The sequence below is a fragment of the Mixta mediterraneensis genome, from assembly GCF_014946725.1.
Lineage (GTDB): Bacteria > Pseudomonadota > Gammaproteobacteria > Enterobacterales > Enterobacteriaceae > Pantoea > Pantoea mediterraneensis.
This window is the reverse complement of record NZ_JACFXY010000004.1, coordinates 230,535-254,260: the sequence shown is the minus strand read 5'-3', so window position 1 is coordinate 254,260 and position 23,726 is coordinate 230,535. Positions and strand designations below refer to the sequence as shown.

The window sequence follows — 23,726 nt, the reverse complement described above, 5'->3', positions numbered from 1 at the left end:
ATCAACGAAACCCGTTCGGATTTTTTTGCTGCCAGTTCCACGTATCACGCATCATCTCATCGATGCCGCGTGTCACGCGCCAGTCCAGCTCGCTGTTTGCCAGGGAGGCATCCGCCCAGAAGGCAGGCAAATCCCCATCGCGGCGTGGTTTGATGTCGAATGGAATGGTTTTTCCAGACGCCTGTTCAAAAGCCTTAATCATTTCCAGCACCGAGAATCCTTTACCACCGCCAAGGTTGTAAGCTTTGTAGCCTTCCACTTTTGCTAAGTGATCTAACGCTTTCAGATGCCCTTCTGCCAGGTCAACAACGTGGATGTAATCGCGCTGGCAGGTGCCGTCCGGCGTGTTGTAATCACCGCCAAATACGCCTAATCTGTCCAGACGACCAATGGCGACCTGAGCGATATAGGGCAGCAGGTTATTGGGGATGCCCGTAGGATCTTCACCAATCTCGCCGGATTCGTGGGCACCAACCGGATTGAAATAACGCAGCGCAATCGCTTTGAAATGCTTATCGGCTTTAGCGAAATCGCGCATCACAAACTCAATCATCAGCTTTGAGGTGCCGTAAGGGCTGGTCGTGCCACCAATCGGCGTGGTTTCCACATAAGGAACCGGCGCATCCGCACCATAAACAGTCGCAGACGAACTGAAAATAAAGTTCCACACACCCGCGCTGCGCATCTCTTCCAGCAGCACCACGGTGCCCGCTACGTTGTTCTCGTAGTACTCCAGCGGCATACGGGTCGATTCGCCCACGGCTTTCAGCGCCGCGAAGTGGATCACCGCAGAAATCTCATTCGATGCGAACAGGTCGCGCAAACAGGCGCGGTCACGAATATCGCCCTCAACTAAAGTGGCTCTCTTCCCTGCCAGCTTCTCGACGCGATTAATCGCTTCCCGTGAGGCATTGCACAGGTTATCCAGTACTACAACGTCGTCGCCACGCTGTAACAGCGCCAGCACCGTATGGGAGCCGATATAGCCTGCGCCGCCCGTTACTAAAATAGCCATGTGAACTCCTTTCAGTCTGCCGCGTCAAAGCGCGGCGCATATTGTTGATTACTTCGCCAGGATCTTCTGGATAGCTGCGCGGAAATCGCGCCCTTGCGCATTATTACGCAGGCCATAGGACACAAATGCCTGCATATAACCCAGCTTACGTCCGCAGTCAAAGCTGTGGCCCATTAACAGCGCGACGTCGACGATTTTCTTCTTGCTCAGGCTGGCGATGGCATCCGTCAGCTGAATACGACCCCATGCACCTGGTTCAGTACGCTCCAGCTCTGCCCAAATATCAGCAGAAAGCACATAACGACCGACTGCCGCCAGATCCGAATTCAGTTCACGCGGATTCTCTGGCTTCTCAACAAAGTTAGTGATGCTGCTAACATCGCCTGGGTTGTCCAGCGCCTCTTCGGTAGTGATTACCGAATATTCAGACAGGTCAGAATCCGGCATATGTCTCGCCAGCACCTGGCTATGACCCGTTTCTTCGAAGCGTGCCACCATCGCGGCAAGATTATAACGCAGATGATCAGCGGTGGAATCATCCAGCAGCACATCTGGCAGAACCACAACGAACGGATTATCACCAACCATCGGGCGGGCGCACAAAATAGAGTGACCAAGGCCCAGCGGCTGCGACTGGCGCACGTTCATAATCGTCACGCCAGGCGGGCAGATAGATTGCACTTCGCTCAGCAGCTGACGTTTAACGCGCGCTTCAAGCAAGGCTTCCAGTTCATAAGTGGCGTCAAAGTGGTTTTCCACCGCATTTTTGGAAGCATGAGTAACCAGCACTATCTCTTTAATGCCCGCCGCAACGCACTCGTCGATAATGTATTGAATCATCGGTTTATCGACAACAGGCAGCATTTCTTTCGGAATGGCTTTAGTCGCAGGGAGCATATGCATACCGAGACCCGCAACCGGGATTACTGCTTTAAGCTTGGTCATATTTATTCCGTTTAATGAAGTAAAAACATGGATCAATTATGCAGGATCGGCCAGAACGGCAAGTATAATCTTTATCTGAAAATCCTACACTAAACGCCTGTCAAATCATGGAAATTCGTCTTTTTACCCATCCGGTAAAAAGGCAAAATATAAGGAAAGACAAGCGTTCATCGCCAGATAAAATTCTTTTTTTGCAAAAATGCTTAACCGCTTGCCTGGGGCCAGCCATAAAAAGAAACGGGCGACATAAAGTCGCCCGAACGGTTTACTGCTATATGTTTACAGCCAGCCGGCGAACCACTCCGGCATCACGAACAAATGGAAATGATTAATCAACAGAATTGCGACAACGAACACCACAGAGACAGAAACCCATTGACGTGCGTAGGGCATAAAGCGGATGCCAATCACCGGTTTAATAAAGAACGGGTGGGCAAAAGTTGAAATCAATACCTGCGAGATAGAGAGCGTCAGCGCCACATAGAGCACGTTTGGCCAGAGGAACGTTGTCGAGAGCACGGCTATCACGACCAGGCTCGCCACAATGTTCCAGTAGAATTCCACGTTGGTACGACCGTTGGCCTGAGAAATCGCGCCAGTCAGTCCCCCCATCGGACGCAACATTCCAAACAGCAGCATCAGCGGAATAAGGCGATAAACCTGTTCATGCGAAGCGCCATACAGCACGCGCACAATGACGGGTGAGAACACGCCAATCACCAGATACATCGTGCTGCTGAACAGCATGATGACCAGCGTGCCTTTCAGGAACAGTTTTTTCAGCTGTTCAACGTCATGCTGTTTCTCAGCAAAACGCGGCAGCGCCAGTCGGTTAATCACCGGCGTAACCAGTTTCAGCGGTTGCAACACCAGCTCTTTCGCCAGCGAGTAAACCCCGAGCATTTCGGCGCCCATCACTTTACCGACGACCAGCGCATCGGCCTGGGTTCGCAACTGGTTGATAGTCTGCGAGCCCAACTGATAACTACCGTAACGCACTGCATCAAAGAAAGTTGTTTTATCGAACTCCCAGGTGGGTCGCCAGGACTTTTCACCTAACGCAATCATGCAGAGAATACGGGTAAAGGCGTTGATGAACAGACCGAGAATCGCCGCCGCAACCGTCAGCGAGGTGAACTCCAGCATGGCGACGACGCTGAGAAAAGCAAACAACTTGGTGCCCATCTCAATCTTCGCCAGTGAAACCATCCGCTTCGTTTTGATGTAATGCGCCTGATACTGTGAGAGATGCCCCAGCACAAGAAAGTTCAGGCTGGTCAGCATAATCAGTCCAACAAGTTCCGGTAGGTGATAGAACCAGGCCACCGGGAAAGCAATCGCCAGCATGATCACACCGGTACACAAGCTGAGTGATACGTTTACCCAGTAGATGGTGCTCTGCTCGCGGCGAGTAATATTTTGACGATGCACAAGGTAGCTGCTCATCCCCATGTCCTGCAACACACCAGCCACCGCCAGAATGGCGTTGATGATCGCTAAAAGCCCCAGCTCATGGGTTTCCAGCTTACGTGCAAGAATACTCAGTTGTGCAACCTGCAGCACCGCCGAAAAACAGGTGCTACCGAATAACCATATCGCCTGCGACTTTAATCCACTCACACCATTCGCTCCAGAATTTGTGCCAGCTCGCCATAAGCGACATGCTGATTGAACTCGGTCTCAACTTTATGTCGGGCTGCGGCAACCACTGGCGCGACATCCACTTTTCCCTGCGAGAGTTGCAGCAACGTCTCCGCCAGCGCTTCCGGGTTATCCTCTTCCACCAGCCAGCCGGAAACGTTGTGTTCAATCAGTTCAGGGATCCCACTGTGAAAAGTAGAGACCACCGGCAAACCCACCGCCATCGCTTCCATTAACGCCACGGGAATACCTTCCATGTCGCCGTCAGCCGCAGTTTTAGAAGACAACAGAAAGATGTCGGCTTCATTTAGTGCGTTTCGAATCTCGTCCTGCGGTTTAAAGCCAGGCATAGTGACGCAATCTTCCATCCCCTTTTCGGCAATAAAGTCACGCATCATCTCGCCCTGATCGCCATTACCGATAATGGTGTACTGAAACTGTCCGCCGCGCTGTTTAAGGATCGCGCTGGCTTTCACCGCCACATCCAGCCCTTTTTTCTCGGTGAGACGGGCAACCGAGACAATGCGCAGCGGCTTATGAAAGCCCTGACGCGGGTGAAAGTTAAATTTTTCCGGTTCCATACCCATGCGAGTGACATGAATTTTTTCCGGGGGACATCCCATTTCAATCAGCCTGTTCTGCCACAGGTGGCTGATGGGCAGCATTAATTCGCTCTGTTTAAACAAATTGACGTAGTCACGTTTATGCTCATCTAAAATGTGACGACGCGAAATATCCGCACCGTGAAATACCGTCGCCTGTTTACCGCGCAACACCCCCAGTTCGCGTAACTTATTCGCCAGCGCCCCGGCGTAACCGAAATGCACCAGGAAAACGTCGGCGGTAAAGGTCTGGCTTGCATTCGCCACAATGGAAGGCAGTAACAGCTTGCTGGATTGTGCACCATAGCGGCGCACGTTAAGCGATCGAAGCAGCGACGGTTTCGCCACTTTTGGCAACACCAGCTTAAGACGCTGGTTCAGCTTATCTACAATTGAGACTTTCTCTTCCGGCAGCAAATAGTGGGTTTTTGCTGCCAGCTGGTACTCATCAAAAGCAGCATGCCGATTCACAAAATCACCTGGAAATACCGAAATAATCTCCACGTCGTAACCGGCATCAATAAAATGGGTCACCTGATTCAGAACAAATGTCTCAGAGGCAACCGGGAAACGCATGGTGAAAAAAGTCAGTTTCATCTCATTACCCTAATACTTTGAGAATCTCTTCAGTGATCCGATTGCCAATTTCCCTTTCATTCGCAACGGCGCGATCGACCTGGAGCTTGATGTTATCGTAATCGGCAAGCACCGTCTGGACCTTGTCGATCAGCGAACCATCCATCAGGCTCTTTACATCCGTTGCCATCTGCGGCAAGCCAAGCTGATTCATCACGCCCATTGACTTGTGCTCATAGTTGATCGCAACCGCTGGCGTGCCGAAGTTCATGGAGATAATGGCGGAATGCAGGCGTGTGCCAATCGTCAAATAACAGTGGCTTAAAAGAATCCCCAGCTCAAGATCGTTAAATTCGTCCATGATCACGTGGTAATGCTCTGGCTGCGCGACATGGTCGCGCAGCGTCAGCGCTACCATGCGGTCATCTTTCGCATAACTGTCAATGCCGGTACAGGTGGAGAAAGCCACAACCTGATACCCTTCAGCAATCATTGCGTTAATGACGCGACCAAAGGCTGCTTCATACTCTTTTTGCGTGACACCGAGACGTTTATCGAACGGCGCCAGTTCACGCACGGTAATCGCAATGGTTTTACGCGCGCTGATAATCGACTGCCAGTGCAGCAGATTATGTCCTGGATTCTCAACCTCACGCGCTTTTACCAGAAAGGCCGTATCAACGCCGGCCGCCACTTTTGAACTGGTCACGCCATCGCGCTTCATCAGATCGAGGCTGACTGATTCACGCAACACCAGGCTGTTTACGCGATCAAACACAAAGTTTGCCAGGGCGTTAACCCGTGGATTTTGAAACGGCCCCACCGAGTGGCCAATCATGTAAATCGGCTTTTTCGCCATTAGCGCACACAGCGCATGGTCAAATTGCGTTACGCCATACAGATCGACAAAGAATGAACCGCCAACCTGAATAATCGCATCATACTGTTTCAGGCTTTCCGTAAAGGCTTTCAGATGCGGTGGCACGGCGAAAGATTTGTACAAGCCGCCTTTACCCAGATGCGCCATCATAATGTCAGGCATCAGACGGTTCGCCACTTTACGCTTTACCGAGCCCACCAGTCCTTTGGCTGATTTATTGTTATGCAAAAACAGCGAATCTTGCTGAATATTCTGTTGAAGCAAATAACCAGAGCTTGTTGGATAACGACTAATGACATCAATATCAATATCAATATCACTGCGAGCAGACTGTATTGAATCATTCAGTCCACGAAGAATCGCGCCATCCCCACGATTCCCACAGGTATGGTTACCCACCAATAAAATTTTCATAAAAACTCCGAATAAATTTTTTTAATTCTGCAAGCAGCCATCTTCCGAACTGGCAAAGTGAACTCTGTTAAATAACCGCAATAAGCGCAATAACGCCAAAAGGCCCTGCTCCATCTGCTGCTGGCCGCCTCCATTATGGCGGCCCTTACTGCTATGACTTGATGGCAAAATAAGGCATTGCTACCCGCTCGCCGTTGATCACCACCGAAACAAAACCGGCGGGTTTGCGGGTGTCCACCTGATCGTCAGAAAGCGCGCGCGAAGCCAGTAACAGATCGCCCTCTTCATTGGCGCCGATGCCCGCCTTACCGTTATGCAAACTGAAACGCTGAGGTGCCTTCTGGCTGCCGTCTCCGCCCGGTGGGCTGGCTTTTACCATTTTGGCGTTAACGCGTGCACAGCGACCTGTGTCAAAGCGCGTTTTACCGGTGCTTTTTACCAACACTACGGCTGCTGGCGTCCAGCCTGCCAGCTTCACGAAAATACGCACATCGGTATCGTGAGGCGCCACATAGCGTACTTCGACAACCGGGCAACTGCCTTCGGCTGACCAGCTGGCTTCCGACTTGCCTTTTTTGCGTTGAACATGGATCACCGCCCGCCCGCCAGTGGTTTTATCGTTGACCACATTCATCAACGACTGGCTATTAGTGCCGTTGCTAAATTGCGCCTGGCCAAAGATTTCGATTTCCCATGCGTCGCCGACATCCGGTGAATAGAGGCTGCCAAGCTCAAACCAGGTTTGTTGATTGGTATTATTTTCAAGCCGCCAGCGTGAGGTGATGTAGTTGTAATTCAGACTGCCATCAATCGCGACGCCATAGGATTCGACCCGGGTTGAACCCATTTCCCAGATGCTGAGTAAACGATCGCCCTGCGCGGAATAATCGATCCAGCTTCCTGATTGCAGGCTGGTCTGACGCATGTTCAGACGCGTGTTATGCGCAATCAAAGGGTTTTTGCAGTCTTCGATGCTGAGCGCGTCAACAATCCATTGCCCGTTGTAGATGTCGCCCGGATAGTCACAATGCTCAATCCAGCCGTTGTGAATAATGGATTGACCGCAGCGTGGCAGATTCAGCACTTTGCCGCCGCTACAGTGCTGGGCGTTAAAATTCGAAAGTTCAATCGCAGTACTGTGGTCCCACTTACCTTGTTTCTGACCGGACCAGCCGGATTTAATCACATCGCCGGTGCAGCGAGACGCATACCACTGGTCGATTTTGCAATCCAGCGTATCCTGCAGGCTCAACGCCGTGCCGCCGACCCGCGAAAAGCGCAAACAGGAACCCCGAAAATACTGGCCGCCCGGACAAATGTTACGGAACAAGCCTTGCTTATTCGGATGGGTATCCGTGTTGCCGTTAAAAATCAGGTTAGAGATTTCAACCCAACGCGTATTCACTTCAAAGACAAACTCCGACTTGCCATCTGACACCAGAGTGGTCGCAGGAAAATAACCGAAGTTCACCATTGCGCCTGAAATACGGAAAAAACGCATATAATCCGGGCCGAAGTTGCAGGCAGTGACAAAAAAGGTGCCTGCCGGGAACTGCACGCAAATTTGCAGCCCGGCCTGTTGCGACCACTGATACATCGCTTTGATAGCTGGCGCCGTATCGGTTTTACCGTCCGCAATAGCGCCAAAATCAAACAACGTTAAGCGATTGTAATCTTCGACGACGCGCCGCCAGTGAAATCCCTGACCGGCAAAAGTGACGCCCCCATCATCTTTTGCATTCTGGAAGCTGCCGACAAACTCACCGCCGCCAACTTCAAAGCCCGCATGCCAGCTTTTCAGCTTGATCTTTGCGCCTTCAAACAGTGGGCGCGTATTACGCAGCTCCTCTACTGACGGAATCTCTCCAATGAGCTGATACCCCGTAGGCTGCGTCAGACGCTGACTAAAATCAGCGTGTCCTGGGCGGCTCACGTCAGCAATGTTAAACAGCATATGACCGCTGTTATCTTCTACCGCCATTGAGTGCGCAGGTGCGGCAATTAAAGCGGCATTATCTTTAATAAACTGCGTGGGATTGCCTTTATTCAAAATAACTGGCTGGCTGATTTCAGAGACTGAGCCATTAGCATCACGCAGGAAAACGGGAATTTGGTTACCCGCCTGACTGGCGTCACTGCCGGCTTTACCGATCCACAATTTGCCTTCAAAACTCTGCCAAAATTGGGGTGGCATGGCGTAAATATTTTCAGGCGTCAGGATCGGCACATCGCCTTTTGGTACAGCTCCGGTATCCACTGATTTCAGTGCAACACCATTACTTCTTGCTGCATAGCTGGAAAAAGTACTCACGGAGAGAGCACCAACGATGGCTGAGGCTGCGGTTTGCAATACTTCTCTTCTTTTCATGCAACATATCCCGTGGTTAATGAGGCCGTGTTACCGGCCAGGGCTTAGTCCCTTGAGGCATTTTGCAAGCGGGCATTTCTTACCCCTGTTTAAACCAACGCCAGCCAGCTTTGCTTTATTTGTTTACCGTCGAATTTCAGTGCGGTTTCTTTGGTTTTTTCGCTCATGGCGTAAAACAGCGTATCGTCGCTGGCGAGCTGATCCATCCGCGCCAGGAAGCCGGCTTTGTCATTCATCGGCACCAGGAAACCATCCTCACCATGATTAATGATTTCCTGCGGCCCGGTTGGGCAATCATATGCAACCACCGGCAGCGACCACGCTTTAGCCTCAAGCAATACCAGCGGCAATCCCTCATAGCGTGACGTCATCAATGCCATATCGCTGTCACGGTAGTAATCATTGATATTGATGACTTTACCGACAAAATTAACGCTATCGGCAATGCCTAATACCGCGGCCTGATCGTGCAACTGCTGGCGCAGTTCACCATCGCCAGCAATGACCAGTGTCCAGTCAGGATGGGTTTCAACAAAGTCTCGCCAGATACCGAGCAGTAAATCGAAGCCCTTTTGGTGATCTAAGCGTCCCACAGCTAACGCCTGACGGCTGCGCTTTTGGCGCTGAAAGGCTTTAAACACCACGGGATTAGGAATTTGTTTGCTGGGAATGCGCCAACGGCTGAAAACCTGGTGATCTTTGTCAGTCAGAACAATCACACGGTCGTAGTAGCGCAGCAGCAGGTATTTGAGGAGTTTGATAGGCTTACTGAAGGAGTTGATGGCGATATGTTCACAGGCATAGGCCTTACCTCGCTTTTTCTTCATCGCCAGCAGGTTCCAGAAAGCGAACATCACGCTCAGGCGGCCCATGCTGATCAGGAAAACGGTATCGAAGTGTTCCTCATGGATACGGCTGACGGCGCTTTTAATCGGATTACTGTGGCCTTCGAAGCTGATAATCTCTTTCACATGCTCAAAGGGATAGAATGTTTTTCCGCTGCCTTCCAGCGAGTACACGGTGACATCGTGTGTTTCACCAAGACATTCTGACATGAAGTTACAGATGTTCTCGGTGCCCGCATACGAATAGGCATCTTTGATCACCAGGACAATTTTTTTCATGTAACGTTACCCACTTCAAAAGAGTAAAAAGACAATCCTGCCGATCAGTTTAACGATGCTTCAGGGTAAACAGCACACCGTTCACCATATACCAGCCGTAATAGTAATAGATTTTTAACGGATTGTTTTTATAGATAATTCTTAATAATTCGAGGTGCCATTTTGCTGCTTTGTTTTTGTTTCGCGAAAGGGAGTCACCCAATTCGTAATAATTCACCAGTATTGACTGGATCAGTCGCGCTTGTTTGTAATGGCTGAATAACTCGTAGAGAAAGAGAAAATCTTCATGGCCTTTGCGCTGGAAAAAAATCCCCTGCGGAGGACGGCGAAAACAGACCGATGAGAAGCAGATCCGGTACTGCTTCTTCACAAAGTTCTCTTGTTGTAGGTAGGGTTTGGTGTAGGTAATGTCGTGGTCGGCTTTAGCCGTTTTGTAATGATATTCAGTAATTACAAAATCATCACCGGCCGCTATTGCTGCCACCTGTTGCTGTAGCTTGTCAGCATGCCATTCGTCGTCGCTGTCGAGGAAAGCGATAATTTCCTCTTTGGCCGCGCGCAGCCCAATGTTTCGGGTTTCTGCTGCGCCCATGTTAACCGCGTTATCCAAAATGGTGATGCGTGCATCCTGACAATGCTTGCGCACATAATCCAGCGAATCGTCGGTGGATTTATCGTTAATCAGGTAAAGATGCCAGTCTGCGTAACGTTGATTGATAACCGATTGCACGGCGCGTAATACCGTCTGACGCGCATTATACATAGGCATAACAATGCCGACGGTTCCAACATGATTATTCATTTTCATACCTGGATAAAAAGAAAAAGGCATAGCGAATGTGCTCCCGAGGTCAGGAGCAATGATGAGCTAACCGGCGTCAGGAGAGCGCTTTCTCTCCGCCAAAGCGTGCCCTCACCTTGTCTTTCAGACGATTCATAAAATAGGCACGGTTATCTTTGTTGGTGAGGAAGAAATAGCGTGCAAAGCTCACGCTTGCCATCAGGGAATTGCCGTCCATTTTGTAGCGTAGCGGCAGTTTGAAGGCTTTATAGGTGTGAATGTCGCGCGGAGTCAGATGCGGCTTCATGGTGTCGAGCCAGAAAATAGAATACTTCACCGATTCACCTTTGTGTTTGGAACCGAATTTGGTGACCAGGTGGTAATTGGCTAACGGCGCGGCGATCATAATAAAGTCATAGCCCAGGCAGTCAGCGCGAATGCAGAAATCATAATCCTGATGGCGAATGTAGCGCGCATCAAACTGGATTTTGGCTGCATCTTCACGCTTCAACACAATGGTGCTGGTCTGAATAAAACCGTAACAACCAAACAGGTATTCAGCGACAGTTTCATCTTTACCCGGCGGCTGCATCGGCATCACTTTCAGAAAACTGCCATCCTGGTAAATATTCACCTGGCTGAAAATGATAAAATTCTGTTTGCCCTGCGCTTCCAGCTGAGCGATTTTCTCGCTGACCCGCAGCAGCTTATCCGCGTGCCATTCATCATCGGCATCAAGAAAACTGACGTAATCACCCGTCGCTAATTCAATGCCTTTGTTACGTGCGCCAGCACCGTTTAGCTTAACGTCGGACAGTACCAGATTAATATCCAGCTCCTGATAGCGCTCACTGCGAACCACCTCAGCCAGCGCCGCTGCATCAATGGATTTATCATCTACGATAATCACTTCAAAATTGCGATAACTTTGCGCCTTGACGCAATCCAGCGTCGTCACGATCGATTCTGATGCGTTATAAGCCGGAATTACGATGGAGAAGCGAATATCCTTCATTGCCAGCACCTCATTCAAAAAATTTCCAAAGTCAAAGATATAATGGTTGGACGATTAAGGGGAACCGGTGATGTCCTAATTTGACGGCGACACAGCGATCGCCAAAATGTAATCGTGGGATAAACGAGAAGATGCGTTGATAGCCGTCTGCAATACGCACAAGCCGGAAATACGTTTTATCTCGCTTTCATTAGGCATCCCACTGGGACAAGAAAGCGCACGTAAAATAAACCATGCAAAAAAGCATTACATTATTGAAAGGCCATAATGGCTGACAGACTGCGCCAGTAGCGGCGCAGTCATCTGAATGGCAATCCAGCTTTCTTTCCTACCCCGTTCATATTAATGAAACAATTTAAACTCACGCGCAACTTCATAGCCGACAACGGCCTGCTTAAGTGAAATGGTGTTGTAATAGAGATAATAAACGAGAAAGAAAACAAACATCACGAAAAAAGCAGGCTTCAAGACTCTTTTTGACTGATAAATCAACGACGTTAAAATAATCGGCTCAACCTGTAATAAATAGTTCGACAAGCGTGCGCCTGATGAATAGTTATAGAAGAAGATCCTGATGCCGCCGCCAATGGCGAAGGTCAGTATCAGCAGGTAGTTTAAACGGAAAACATCATAATTATCACGTTTGAGCTGATTGCCCAGCATGTAATAAACAAAGATAAATACCAGTGCGACGTTTTTCAGGTTGGAAATAGAAAACACGCTGCCCGTTTCTGCCGCCACAGAGTTATCATGGTTATAGCTTGCCGCCCTTTCCCCTAATGACCCTAAATGCCCGGCAATTAAGTTCACGAATCCCATCCCGCCGATTTTCGACAGGGGAATACTGACAATAATAATGATTACCGGCCACCAGCGCGATTCTCGAATAAACAGGAATGGGATAATGGTGACGACCATTACGGCGGTATTGTGGCTCAGGAATGACAAAATAAAGAAGCCAAACGCCAGCCAGTAACGCTTGACATAAATAGTCCATAACACACCAAGGAACAGTGCTGAGCTCAATCCAAAGCGGATTTGGTTCATATCCTTATTGATGTAAATATGGGCCGAATAAAGCGCCAGCGCCATGATCGGATAAGGCGACATCTTCTTAAAGAAAGTCGCGTTGGTTGCCACCGCCAGAAGACTAAACACAAGCAAAAAGGCGCTGGAATTATGCGAGATCAGGCTGGTTATCCAGGCAATGGCAAAAATTAACGGCTCGTAGCGAAAGAAAGCCACCGTATTAAAGAAGCCGTTTACCTGAATGCGCTGAATAAAATCATCAAAAAAGCTTCGGTATTGGTAGTCATCCATCCCGGTGCCAGGCCCACGGATGCCGCCAAAAATAATTAGCGTAAGGGTGGCAATGCAAAGCAGATAGGTAAGAATATGTGTTGTTCTTTCGTCTTTTTTCAGCAGGATTTCGACCAGCGAAATCAACAGCAAAAACCCTGATAGATACCAATATGGAGCCATGGTGTAATTCCTTAATTCCACAAGTTCTCATGCTAACAGTGGCTTGCGCTGATTACCTTCCCGGCTGATTTTTCAGCGTGTCTCGCACCTCACGCCAACGGCAGATGACGGGCGGACATCAGTCCTGTTGCTGATGTGTTCTGTTGATTAGCGCTTACTTTGCGACTTCAGCTGTGTCGCGATTTTTGCGTTAAACTCAAAATCACCTGTGCAAATCGTTGCGTGTCGTCGTTCAAACGGTGCGATAAAAAAGGGCGGTAAAACCGCCTCCAGAGTGCTGACAAACCTGAAGCGCGGAAACACATGCCGGGCGGTCAGGGATATTTTTGCTCTTTACGATCGGCCTGTGTGACCAGTTCTGGCTTGCTGTCAACAATCTCAGGGGCGGTCGCACCGCTCCCTTTATCCACTCAATTATCAGCTCTTCGTCGGTTTGCCATACTCATAATCGTAATAGTCGTAACCGTATCCATACGCGTTGGCAGCTTTACGTACTACGGCGTTGAGGATCACACCTTTAATCTCAATACCGTTTTGCGCAAAGCGTTTAAAGCTCACATCAACTTCTTTGGTGGTGTTGGTTTCAAAACGCGCCACCATCAGCGAGGTTCCAGCCAACTTACCAATGATTGACGCGTCAGTTACTGCCAGAATCGGTGGCGTATCAATCAGCACCAAATCGTAGTTCTTGTTTGCCCAGTCGAGCAGTTCGCCCATGCGACGATGCATCAGCAGCTCAGAAGGGTTAGGTGGAACCTGGCCGCGTGGCAGGAAATCAAAGCCGTAAATGCCTTTCTGAATCAGAGCCGGACTGAATTCAGTTTTGCCTGTCAGCACATTTGACAAGCCTGACTTGTTTTCGGCCCCCAGCAGTTCGAGGGTATAACCACGACGCATGTCGCCATCAATAAACAGCACGCGCTGACCCGCTTTCGAAACCAGCGTTGCCAGGTTGGAACAGATAAAGGTTTTACCAATACCCGGACTGGCGCCAGTGATCATCAGGATGTTGTTCTTCGCTTCCATCATCGCGAAGTGCAGGCTGGTACGCAGGCTACGGATTGCTTCAATCGACAGATCCGTTGGATTGCCCAGCGCCAGCAGCGTATCGTGCGGGTCGCTTTTAACCTTATGGCCCCGACGCGCCAGGGCTTCGGTGTCTTTCTTACGTTGCCATTCGGAAAGCGGGACGCTGGCGTACACGTTCATGCCTAACTCTTCCAGCTGCTCCGGGTTTTCGATACCGTGATGCAGTAATGCTTTCAGCAGAACCAGACCAACGGAAACAAGCAGACCGAGAATCAGACTGGCAGCAATGATTAAGGCTTTCTTCGGTGCCACCGGCGAGTTGCCCGTTTCAGCGCCATCAATGATGCGAACATCACCCACGGTGCTGGCTTTGCTAATGCCCAGTTCTTGTTGGCGATTCAGCAACTGCATGTAGATTTCCTGGCCTGACTGCACATCCCGTGTCAGACGTAAAATCTCCTGCTGCGTTTGCGGCATCTGCGAAATTTTCTTATTCAGCTGTGCCTGCTCACCTTCCAGGGTTTTACGTTTTTCCAGCAGTGCGCGATAGGTAGGGTGATCTTTAGTAAACAACTGAGAAACTTCAGCTTCGCGGAAGGTCAGTTCGTTTAGCTGGCTTTGTACGCTGACTGAAGAGTCTAACGCCGATTTCGCTTCCAGTGACAGGTCAACGGAATCATTCTGACGACGGAAAGTATTCAGCTTGTTTTCAGCATCATCCAGTTTAGCGCGCACTTGCGGTAACTGTTTGCGCAGGAATTCCAGGCTTTTTTCCGCTTGTTCAGACTTACGTTCAACGTTTTGCAGCAGGTAATTGTTGACGATTTGATTAAGCGTCGCGCTGGTTTTTTCAGGATCTTCACCCAAATACTCCAGGCCTAACACACCGGTGTCTTTGCCTTTATCCGCCACGGACAGGTTGCTTAACACCGTGTTGATCGCCTGCAATTCGTTCAGCTTCGTGATGGTGAAGCTCGTGCCTTCATCCGCATTAATATCGCTGACCAGCATGGTAATTTCGCCGTGCTTTTCCAGCTGACCCACTTTCCCTTTGAATAACTCGTCACCATCTTTAGAGACGGTGTAGGAATCTGGGCCCGTCACTTCCAGCTCGACGTTACGCTTATCAATCGTGCGGGGAATTTCCAGCCGAGAAATCGCCAGGTCAAATGGCTTATTGCCCATCAGGCGGGATAAACCTTTACCGATAACCGGGAAATCGTTCTGCTCAACAACGGTATCTAATCCCAAATCTTCGACGGTTTTACCAATAACCATACGTGATTCAAGGATCTGAATTTCTGCGTCTGACGCAGGCGTTGCTGGCAGAAGGGTTTGCAGATCGTCCAGCACCGTGCTGGCGTTTTTCTGCTCAACCTGTACTAATGCATCAGCGCGATAAATCGGCGTAGCGAACAGTGTGTAGAGCGTTGCCACCAACATAAAGAAGGCGGTAACCGCAACAATGATCCAGCGATGGTCAATAAGCTGTCCCACAAGATGCGCCAGATCCCACCCATTCGAATCCTCTCTCGGCGCGGTCATAACCTTATTTTTTATATTCATGGATAATCCCAACTATCGGCTTAATACGTTGACCCATTTCTGGGTAGCGTTGTCCAGTAACCCGTAAACTTCTTCAAAGGCCTCACGGCTTCTTTTGTACGGATCCGCAATTTCTCGTTGATTGAGCCAGTGCCCAAGCAACATGGTTTTGCCACGTGCTGCCGGGTCGATGCGATTTACCTGCTCAACATGGTGCTTTTCCATCACCAGAATCAGGTCGTAGTCACGACACATTTCTGCCGTTAACTGCCGCGCCTGATGACCTTCCAGCGACAGGCCATGAACGGCGGCCACATCGCTGGCAGTCTGATCGGCCGGAAAGCCTTTCAGTGCACCCAGTCCTGCAGAGGCCACACGGGTGTGAGGAAGCGCACGTTTGAACAGGCGCTCTCCGGTAGGAGAGCGGCAAATATTGCCAACGCATACGACTAACACGGACGTAATCATGGTTGAACCTAGTTAGACCAATTGCGGACACGCAGTGCGGCCTCGCTCGCATCGTTGATACCCGCGATGGTTGGCAACAGTTGCGAAATTACGCGGTTCCAGCGCGTGAGCGGCGTGGAGGTGACATAAACGATGTCATAAGGTTCCAGTTGGAATTCGGTGCCCATCACCATGGATGCCGCATCCTTGGTATTCAACTGATAGATGTTGGCGATCTTGGTACGATCGGTGCCGCGGATCGGACGGATAACAAACACGCCGGTAGCGTCTGAGCTGGTTTGATCCATGCCTTGTGCATTGCCTAACGCTTCTGCCAGCGTCATGCCGCTGCGATCCATCTTCAGCGTGGTTTGCTGTTTCACTTCACCCATCACGAACACCTTCAGCTCGTCATTACGCGGCACATACAGAATGTCGCCGGGATAAAGCAGATGGTTTTGGCTCAGATCGCCGTTTTGCATCAGCGCCTGCAAGGAGACACGCTGTTCGTGGCCATTATGGGTGAGCACCACATTGCGCCAGTCGGCATCTGCGGTCAGGCCGCCGGCGGCATTAATCGCATCCAGAATGGTCAATGGCACGTTCGTGATCGGCTGTTGACCAGAGGTGGTAACAGAGCCGGTCACGTAGGTTTTCTGCGATTTGAAGGAGGCGATACTGACGTCAACCTGTGGGCTTTCAATATACTGAGCCAGGCGACGCGCAACTTCATTACGTACATCACCCACGGTGCGGCCCGCTACGCGAACCCGACCAATGTAAGGATAAAAAATGGTCCCGTCGGAATGTACCCAGTTACCGGTATCGCTGGCGCTGCGGTATTGACCTGCGGGAGTGGTTAACTCAGGGTGATCCCAAACCGTTACCGTCAGAACGTCGCCGATACCAATGCGATACTCATAGTTTTGAATTTCGTTTTGTAATGCCGGGTTGGCCTGGGCAACCAGCGGCTTAGGACGCATCTGCTCAACCAGACGTGGCGTTAAGGGAAAGACGTTAACGTATTTGTCGATGTCAAAGTTGCTATCCTGTTGCTCAATGACATCTTTTCCCGATGTGGAAAGGCGTTGACCCGGTTCGATCGTACACCCAGTGAGAAAAGTGGCGGATACCAATAAAGGTATCAATTTCATTTTGATTGTAATCATTTAGATCTTCGCTATCAGTTATTGATTGATAGAGGCGAATACGCCGCTGTGTAAGCGTCCAACAAAAAGTAAAATTACCTGATTAAGCACTGAACCTGTCGTTCATTATCCTTTGCTCCTGTCTTTTATGTAGCTGCCGGTCAGCAAGGCGAAATAAGTCAACGTACATTATTACCATTTATAAATGACGACTTAATGCGTCCCTGAACAGGGCTGCTAATGACACGCCTAACAACGGCCCTTAATAAGAGAGCGTCCGCATTACGCTCCCCTGCTCGCCCCATGATCAATACGCACCATCCCGTTTCAGTACAACCCCCACTGTTTTAAACAGAATGGCAATATCATTCCACAGAGACCAGTTTTTAACATACCACGAGTCGAAGTAGACACGTGTTTCATAATCAACGTCATTACGACCGCTGACCTGCCACAATCCCGTCATGCCTGGTTTTGCCATCAGGTAGTAATCGACATTACCGGCATAACGGCAGAGTTCATCTTCAATTACGGGCCGCGGGCCAACCAGACTCATGTCGCCGCGCACCACATTCCACAGCTGCGGAAGTTCGTCGAGACTGGTTTTACGGATGAAATGGCCGACTTTCGTAATACGAGGATCGTTCTTCAGTTTGAAGTCTTTATCCCATTCCGCACGCGCGACCGGATCGGTGCGCAGCACCTCTTCCAGCACTTCTTTAGAATTGATGACCATTGAGCGGAACTTAAGGCACTTAAACTTACGTCCGTTTAAGCCGACACGCTCGTGACCGTAAATCGGCGGGCCACCGTCGCGTCCAACCAGGAAGCCAAGCACCAGCAGCGCAGGCATAAGCAGCACTATAATGGAGAGCGCGCCGACAATATCGAAAGCGCGTTTCAGAAAACGTGACGTCCGTTTTGCCAGGTTATTCTGGACGCGGAGGATCATCACTTCATGGCTGAAGATATACGCCATATCGGTGCCATAAAGTGGTACGCCACGCAGGGTTGGGATAACAGACACGGAGCGGCAGTTGTGCATCGACAGTGATTTCAGCCACATGTCACGATACTGGCTTTGTTCGAATTCTACCGCCACGATAAACTGCGTTTCGCTATTGGTCAGCCTCCACAACTCTTGTTCGTCACGCAGCACCGGCACACCGGAAAGGCTACTTTGCGAACAGCTGCCATCTACATCGTAAAAAGCGATAACGTCAAAACCCATTCCCTCTTCACTCTGCAGCGCCTGCCAGGCTTCATGGGCATTTTTACTGCTGCCGATAATAATGGTTTGTTTTTTCCACAAGCCGTATTGATTTAACAGACGCCTGGAAAGTGCGCGGCAGCTCGGAATTAAGATAATTGCCAGAACCCAGGTTAATAACCAGACGAAGCGCGACATTTGCCATTGTGATAAAGCTGTAATCGAAAGATCGATGATGGAGAATATCAGAATAGTACGAAATATTTCTTTTAATTCGAACCAGAACGGCTTGCGGTAAGTATAGTGACGCAATCTTACCCAGAACCACCCTACGCAAATAATTGACAAACAAATATGCGTAACTATTTTTAAATTGATTTCTTTTTCAGATATATCTGCCAGTGGCGATTCAGACATCATATTAATGAGCGCCAGCGCAATAAATAAGGCTGCGTTGAAACAAATTAAATCTGAGCAAGCTAACAATAATTTGGTGATAAGACTTTTAAACGTAAATTCTGTATCGCGCATATTTAACTCTTTATTTTATTTCCTTTAACCCGTAACGCCCCAAGCCTGTGTATTAAATGAGCGGCAATGAATTTCCAGGCTGAACCGTTGCTGAGGGGAGCTCCTGCGGCGTTTACGCCAATGCCCTTATCAATAAAACCAAAAAAATCGTGATAAATACCAACAGATTACTCTGACTTTTGCTCAGATAATCACCGTGCGTTTAATAAGCAAAAAAGCGATTCAGGCACGCTACCGCCCTTGGCTGTCGCTGCCAATACCGTTATTCGTCATATTTCCTTGCCGGTTGTCCGATAAATGACATGCAAATTGCCACTTTATCGGGCGTGATCACAATTCATAACTTTCAATGCTGTTTCACTGTACGAATAACGACTTTAGCGCAGACATTTACTAACTCGTTGCTATACTAGTTATTACTGGCTTGTTTACAAGTAGGCCCTGCCTTCCCTGCACTATTTTAGGAAAAAGACTACCAGTAATTAGTATTGATGCCAGTCATGACGGGTACGCTATCTTTAAATTTCAGATTTATTCCATACTCATCAACTCAGGAAATTGCATTAGAATTGGGTAATGACTCCAACTTACTGATAGTGTTTTATGTTCAGATAATGTCCGATGACCTTGTCATGCAGCTCCACCGATTTTGAGAACGACAGTGACTTCCGTCCCAGCCTTGCCAGATGTTGTCTCAGATTCAGGTTATGTCGCTCAATGCGCTGAGTGTAACGCTTGCTGATAACGTGCAGCTTTCCCTTCAGGCGTGATTCATACAGCGGCCAGCCATCCGTCATCCATACCACGACCTCAAAGGCCGACAGCAGGCTCAGAAGACGCTCCAGTGTGGCCAGAGTGCGTTCACCGAAGACGTGTGCCACAACCGTCCTCCGTATCCTGTCATACGCGTAAAACAGCCAGCGCTGACGTGATTTAGCACCGACGTAGCCCCACTGTTCGTCCATTTCAGCGCAGACAATCACATCACTGCCCGGTTGTATGCGCGAGGTTACCGACTGCGGCCTGAGTTTTTTAAGTGACGTAAAACCGTGTTGAGGCCAATGCCCATAATGCGTGCACTGGCGCGACATCCGACGCCATTCATGGCCATATCAATGATTGTCTGGTGCGTACCGGGCTGAGAGGCGGTGTAAGTGAACTGTAGTTGCCATGTTTTACGGCAATGAGAGCAGAGATAGCGCTGATGTCCGGCAGTGCTTTTGCCGTTACGCACCACGCCTTCAGTAGCGGAGCAGGAAGGACATCTGATGGAAATGGAAGCCACGCAAGCACCTCAAAATCACCATCATACACTAAATCAGTAAGTTGGGAGCATTACCCAGAATTGCATGTCATTACTCTTCTTATGTCAATTATTTCTCCTGCTATGCAGCGCGACTTGCTTACGTTTTTAATACAATATGATTTTTCCGATGTTGTTCAATAACAGAGCAATCTTACGTACAGGATGTAATCATCTGGCGAGGCGCTATTTGTCGCCTGCTTTGCCCTCCACTATCATCAGATTAAACGCATTTATAAACATTCAGGTGAATAAAGCATGTTGGAGGTCATTAGTGATCCCTCGATTTGGGCAGGATTAGTCACGCTTATCGTTCTTGAGTTGGTGCTGGGGATTGATAATTTAGTATTCATCGCTATCCTGGTCGAAAAACTTCCCGAAACGCTTCGGGACCGCGCACGCGTTATTGGATTATTGCTTGCGTTAGTTTGTCGCCTGTTGCTGCTTGCCTCGCTTTCGTGGCTGGTTACGCTGACCCAGCCGCTGCTGACGCTGTGGCATCACCCCTTTAGCGCACGGGATCTGATTCTGCTGGTGGGAGGGATTTTTCTGTTATTTAAGGCTACGACAGAGCTGAATGCGCGCCTTGAAGGTAGCGATGACGATCAGGGTCAACAAAAAAGCGGTGCTAAATTCTGGCCCGTGGTCGCTCAAATCGTGGTGCTGGATGCTATTTTCTCGCTGGATGCAGTGATTACTGCTGTCGGCATGGTTAATGACCTGCCGGTTATGATGACCGCAGTAACTATCGCCATCTTGTTAATGTTACTCGCCAGCAAGCCGCTGACCCGTTTCGTCAACAGTCATCCCACTATTGTCATTCTTTGCCTGAGCTTTCTGCTGATGATCGGCTTCAGTCTGGTGGCGGAAGGGTTTGGCTTTGTCATCCCTAAAGGGTATCTGTATGCCGCGATTGGCTTCTCGGTGGTGATCGAGGCGCTGAATCAGCTGGCACAGTTTAATCGTCGTCGCGTACTTTCCGCGGGTCGTCCTTTACGCCAGCGTACCGCCGAGGCGGTGCTGCGTTTATTACGCGGCGAAGCTGAACGTGCCGAACTGGATGCCAAAACATCTTCATTGATCGCCGACAGCGAGTCAAATGTCCTGTTTAATCGCCAGGAACGCGTGATGATTGCACATGTACTGGGCTTAGGGCAGCGCCATGTGAATAGCGTTATGACCTCACGTCATGACGTTGAACATATCGATCTTAGCGACGACCCGGCTGAAATCATGGCTCGCCTCGACCGTAATCAGCACACCCGCTTGCTGGTTACCGATAAAACCAACGAGCCACTGGGTGTGGTGCACGTTATCGATTTACTGCATCAATCCTTACATCAGGATTCCCTTGATTTACGCGCCCTGATCCGTCAACCGCTGATTTTTCCAGAACGCTTAACCTTGCTGCTGGCGCTTGAGCAGTTTCGCAAGGCCCATACGCATTTCGCTTTTGTCGTTGATGAATTTGGCTCTGTGGAGGGCGTAATGACATTAAGCGATGTGATGGAAACTATCGCCGGAAATTTACCGAATGAAGCGGCTGAAATTGATGCGCGTTATGATATTCAACCTAACGGCGCTGGCGGCTGGATTGCTAACGGGCATATGCCGCTGGAGGATCTGGCGATGTATGTGAAATTGCCGCTGGATGAGAAGCGCAATTATCATACGCTGGCGGGGCTATTAATGGACAGCCTGCAACATATTCCGCAGGAAGGGGAGGAACTCCAGGTTGGCCGTTATCTGTTACGCACCCTACAGGTTGAAAACCATCGGGTGCAAAAAGTTGAAATAACTGAACAGGCCAGTCATGAAGCGTGAAACCTGCGCCCGTTACGGGCGCAGCAACGTTTTCATGTCACGGCGACTGTCCATTTCCTGCTGACGATCAATCCACTCATTCAAGCGTGATTTGGCTTCATTTTGCAGTCGGTTACGCAGGACCTCATCGACAGGTAATGTATATTGTACGTTATTCCAGTTGCCAAACATGCGCAACGGAATAGCCTGATCGGTCAGCGCGGCAACCAGCTTATCGTCACCGCTCCAGCCGCTGAGTTTCAAACCAAGGGTGACATCCAGCTGCTGCTGCTGCAGGTCCACCTTGCCTTTACCTTGTAGCGCCAGATGTGTGCCGTGGCCGTTCAGGTCGTCGAACGTCAGCTCGCCGTGATTCAGCGCTACCTGCCCTGCGATCTGCTTAATACCTTGTTCATCATCTTCTTCGCTGCTGACGCGGTTACTGACCCGCGCGACGGCGCGGCGCACCATTTGTTGCAGATTAATCTGCGCCAGCCTGAGATTCTCGGCGCTAATGGCTGCCCTGCCCTGCCAGTCTTTTTTCGCCGCCTCAACGGACAGATTTTCACCTGACAGTTGTCCAGATAAGCTCACCGTGCCCTGTAACGATTCTGGCAGCCCCAGCGCATTAAGGAGCGGTTGAATCGCTACCTGCTGCAATTCTGGCTGCAAAGTTACCCGTGTTTCAGGTTGTCGAATATCAACCGTACCCGGAACAGAAAAACTGCCTGCGCCGAGCGCGCCTTTCAGCGTGTTCAGCTGCATCAGGCCCTGCTGATTACTGGCATCAAGCTGTAAATTATTGAGGGTTAACCCGCGCCACTCCGCGCTGTCGGCACGCAGTTTTAAAGCCAGATCGAGCGTCTTAAGCGGCGAATCGGCGTTACTTTGCTCTCGCGCCTCGGCAATTACCGGCGCGCGGGCAACGGTCGCGTGTTGCTCACCTTCACCAATACGCTTTGCTGCGTTCGCCATTAAGTTATCAAGGTTTAGCGAAGTGGCATGAAGATTGAGCGCTAAGCGCGGCGGCTCTGCCAGACTGCCTTCCGCCTCACCGGACAGCGAACTGTCATTGGCAGTCAGTTGCAGGCCAGTAACGGCAAACTGCTGTTTATCGCCGTTCCAGCTTCCCTGAAAACTCAGCGAGCCTTTAATACCCTGCGGCTGAATATCGGCACCCGCCAGCGTGTAATCAAGCTGATCAATCTGCCCGCTCAGGCGATGCGGGTACTGCGATGCATCCAGCGCACCTTTTACCTTCACCGTCGCGTTGCGTTGATTGCGCGTCAGGTTGGTACTTAAGGTGATCGTGGCTTGTTTATGATCGTCCTGTTCAAGATTGAGATTGAAGTCGCGGAAGTTATATTCGTCGCCACCCGCTTGTTGCCAGATGACTAAACTGTCGGCGACTTTAAGCTGGCCGATATTAAATGACCAGCCGTCAGAAGGAGATGGCGGCTCTGCATTACGCGGCCCCTGCGGCACATTCTGCGGCCTTTTTTCTGCGCTGTCTGGCGTGACGCGCACCACAGCGTTTTTCAGCATGACCTGGCTGACACTTAACTGATGCGATAGCAAGGGCCACAGATTAACATCAAGCCGCATGTTTTCCGCTGAGACCACAGGCTGTGCAGCACCCGGCGCGGTTAAGCTCATGCGGCCTGAAAGAATGCTCATCTGCGGCCAAACGTGCCAACGCAAATCGCCATGCAGGTCGAGCCGATACCCACTACGTTGTTCAACCTGTTGCACCATATAGGCACGGAAGTCGTTGGGATTCACCAGTAATACTAATGCGGTCATTCCCGCTACGACCACCACTAACAGGATGGCCAGCGTGGGTATCACTCTTCTCATGACGTCCTCA

At 50.0% G+C, this 23,726-nt stretch carries 18 protein-coding genes; 2 read left to right on the top strand and 16 right to left on the bottom strand.

All coding sequences use genetic code 11. The features are described 5' to 3' along the window. Position 1: 1 nt before the first annotated feature. The 15 genes from galE to H2P46_RS09765 all read right to left on the bottom strand — a co-directional run bounded on the left by galE (position 2) and on the right by H2P46_RS09765 (position 20,038). Entirely contained in the window at positions 2-1,015 is a 1,014-nt protein-coding gene (gene galE, locus H2P46_RS09835) for a UDP-glucose 4-epimerase GalE (RefSeq protein ID WP_193404907.1), read from the bottom strand. Positions 1,016-1,063: 48 nt separating this feature from the next. Then, positions 1,064-1,960, bottom strand: a complete 897-nt coding sequence (gene galF, locus H2P46_RS09830) for a UTP--glucose-1-phosphate uridylyltransferase GalF (RefSeq protein WP_193404906.1) — start codon at positions 1,958-1,960, stop codon at positions 1,064-1,066. 279 nt (positions 1,961-2,239) lie between these two features. After that, positions 2,240-3,580: an oligosaccharide flippase family protein gene (locus H2P46_RS09825; protein WP_193404905.1), complete on the bottom strand. Its 1,341-nt coding sequence runs from the start codon at positions 3,578-3,580 to the stop codon at positions 2,240-2,242. After that, positions 3,577-4,800, bottom strand: a complete 1,224-nt coding sequence (locus tag H2P46_RS09820; RefSeq protein ID WP_193404904.1) for a glycosyltransferase — start codon at positions 4,798-4,800, stop codon at positions 3,577-3,579. Before H2P46_RS09820 ends, H2P46_RS09825 begins: the two co-directional genes overlap by 4 nt. Before the next feature lie 4 nt (positions 4,801-4,804). Further along, positions 4,805-6,073: a colanic acid biosynthesis pyruvyl transferase WcaK gene (wcaK, locus tag H2P46_RS09815; protein ID WP_193404903.1), complete on the bottom strand. Its 1,269-nt coding sequence runs from the start codon at positions 6,071-6,073 to the stop codon at positions 4,805-4,807. 151 nt (positions 6,074-6,224) lie between these two features. Continuing rightward, positions 6,225-8,441: a phage tailspike protein gene (locus tag H2P46_RS09810; RefSeq protein WP_193404902.1), complete on the bottom strand. Its 2,217-nt coding sequence runs from the start codon at positions 8,439-8,441 to the stop codon at positions 6,225-6,227. Between the two features lie 89 nt (positions 8,442-8,530). Beyond that, positions 8,531-9,565 (bottom strand): glycosyltransferase, encoded by a 1,035-nt coding sequence (locus tag H2P46_RS09805; RefSeq protein WP_193404901.1) that lies wholly within the window; start codon positions 9,563-9,565, stop codon positions 8,531-8,533. Between the two features lie 49 nt (positions 9,566-9,614). Next, positions 9,615-10,367 (bottom strand): glycosyltransferase family 2 protein, encoded by a 753-nt coding sequence (locus tag H2P46_RS09800; RefSeq protein WP_193404900.1) that lies wholly within the window; start codon positions 10,365-10,367, stop codon positions 9,615-9,617. Positions 10,368-10,443: 76 nt separating this feature from the next. Continuing rightward, positions 10,444-11,361: a glycosyltransferase family 2 protein gene (locus H2P46_RS09795; protein ID WP_193404899.1), complete on the bottom strand. Its 918-nt coding sequence runs from the start codon at positions 11,359-11,361 to the stop codon at positions 10,444-10,446. A gap of 342 nt (positions 11,362-11,703) precedes the next feature. Further along, positions 11,704-12,843: an EpsG family protein gene (locus H2P46_RS09790; protein WP_193404898.1), complete on the bottom strand. Its 1,140-nt coding sequence runs from the start codon at positions 12,841-12,843 to the stop codon at positions 11,704-11,706. Between the two features lie 417 nt (positions 12,844-13,260). Then, positions 13,261-15,438 carry a tyrosine-protein kinase Wzc gene (gene wzc, locus H2P46_RS09785; protein WP_193404897.1) on the bottom strand — a complete coding sequence of 726 codons (2,178 nt, stop codon included), beginning with the start codon at positions 15,436-15,438 and terminating at the stop codon, positions 13,261-13,263. A 12-nt stretch (positions 15,439-15,450) separates the two neighbouring features. Continuing rightward, positions 15,451-15,885, bottom strand: coding sequence for an arsenate reductase/protein-tyrosine-phosphatase family protein (locus tag H2P46_RS09780; RefSeq protein WP_193404896.1), 435 nt, complete (start codon positions 15,883-15,885; stop codon positions 15,451-15,453). A gap of 8 nt (positions 15,886-15,893) precedes the next feature. Then, positions 15,894-17,033: a polysaccharide export protein gene (locus tag H2P46_RS09775; RefSeq protein WP_193404895.1), complete on the bottom strand. Its 1,140-nt coding sequence runs from the start codon at positions 17,031-17,033 to the stop codon at positions 15,894-15,896. Positions 17,034-17,319: 286 nt separating this feature from the next. Continuing rightward, on the bottom strand, positions 17,320-18,753 hold the full coding sequence (wbaP, locus tag H2P46_RS09770; RefSeq protein ID WP_193404894.1) for an undecaprenyl-phosphate galactose phosphotransferase WbaP: 1,434 nt from the start codon (positions 18,751-18,753) through the stop codon (positions 17,320-17,322). Positions 18,754-19,340: 587 nt separating this feature from the next. Beyond that, positions 19,341-20,038, bottom strand: a protein-coding gene (locus H2P46_RS09765) for an IS1 family transposase (RefSeq protein ID WP_239952247.1) whose coding sequence is annotated in 2 segments (ribosomal slippage) — positions 19,341-19,789 and positions 19,789-20,038 — 699 coding nt in all. Because the reading frame shifts where the segments join, the coding sequence is not laid out codon by codon here. Here H2P46_RS09765 and H2P46_RS09760 point away from each other — a divergent pair. Together H2P46_RS09760 and H2P46_RS09755 are read left to right on the top strand one after the other, a co-directional pair. Then, the gene (locus tag H2P46_RS09760) at positions 19,958-20,200 is read left to right on the top strand and encodes a hypothetical protein (protein WP_238938981.1); all 243 of its coding nucleotides are present in this window, start codon (positions 19,958-19,960) and stop codon (positions 20,198-20,200) included. The two genes, H2P46_RS09765 and H2P46_RS09760, sit on opposite strands and share 81 nt — an antisense overlap. 114 nt (positions 20,201-20,314) lie before the next feature. After that, entirely contained in the window at positions 20,315-21,880 is a 1,566-nt protein-coding gene (locus tag H2P46_RS09755) for a TerC family protein (protein WP_193404893.1), read from the top strand. Positions 21,881-21,892: 12 nt separating this feature from the next. Here the strand turns inward: H2P46_RS09755 and asmA are convergent, their stop codons facing one another. Further along, on the bottom strand, positions 21,893-23,716 hold the full coding sequence (asmA, locus tag H2P46_RS09750) for an outer membrane assembly protein AsmA (protein WP_193404892.1): 1,824 nt from the start codon (positions 23,714-23,716) through the stop codon (positions 21,893-21,895). Between the last annotated feature and the right edge of the window lie 10 nt (positions 23,717-23,726).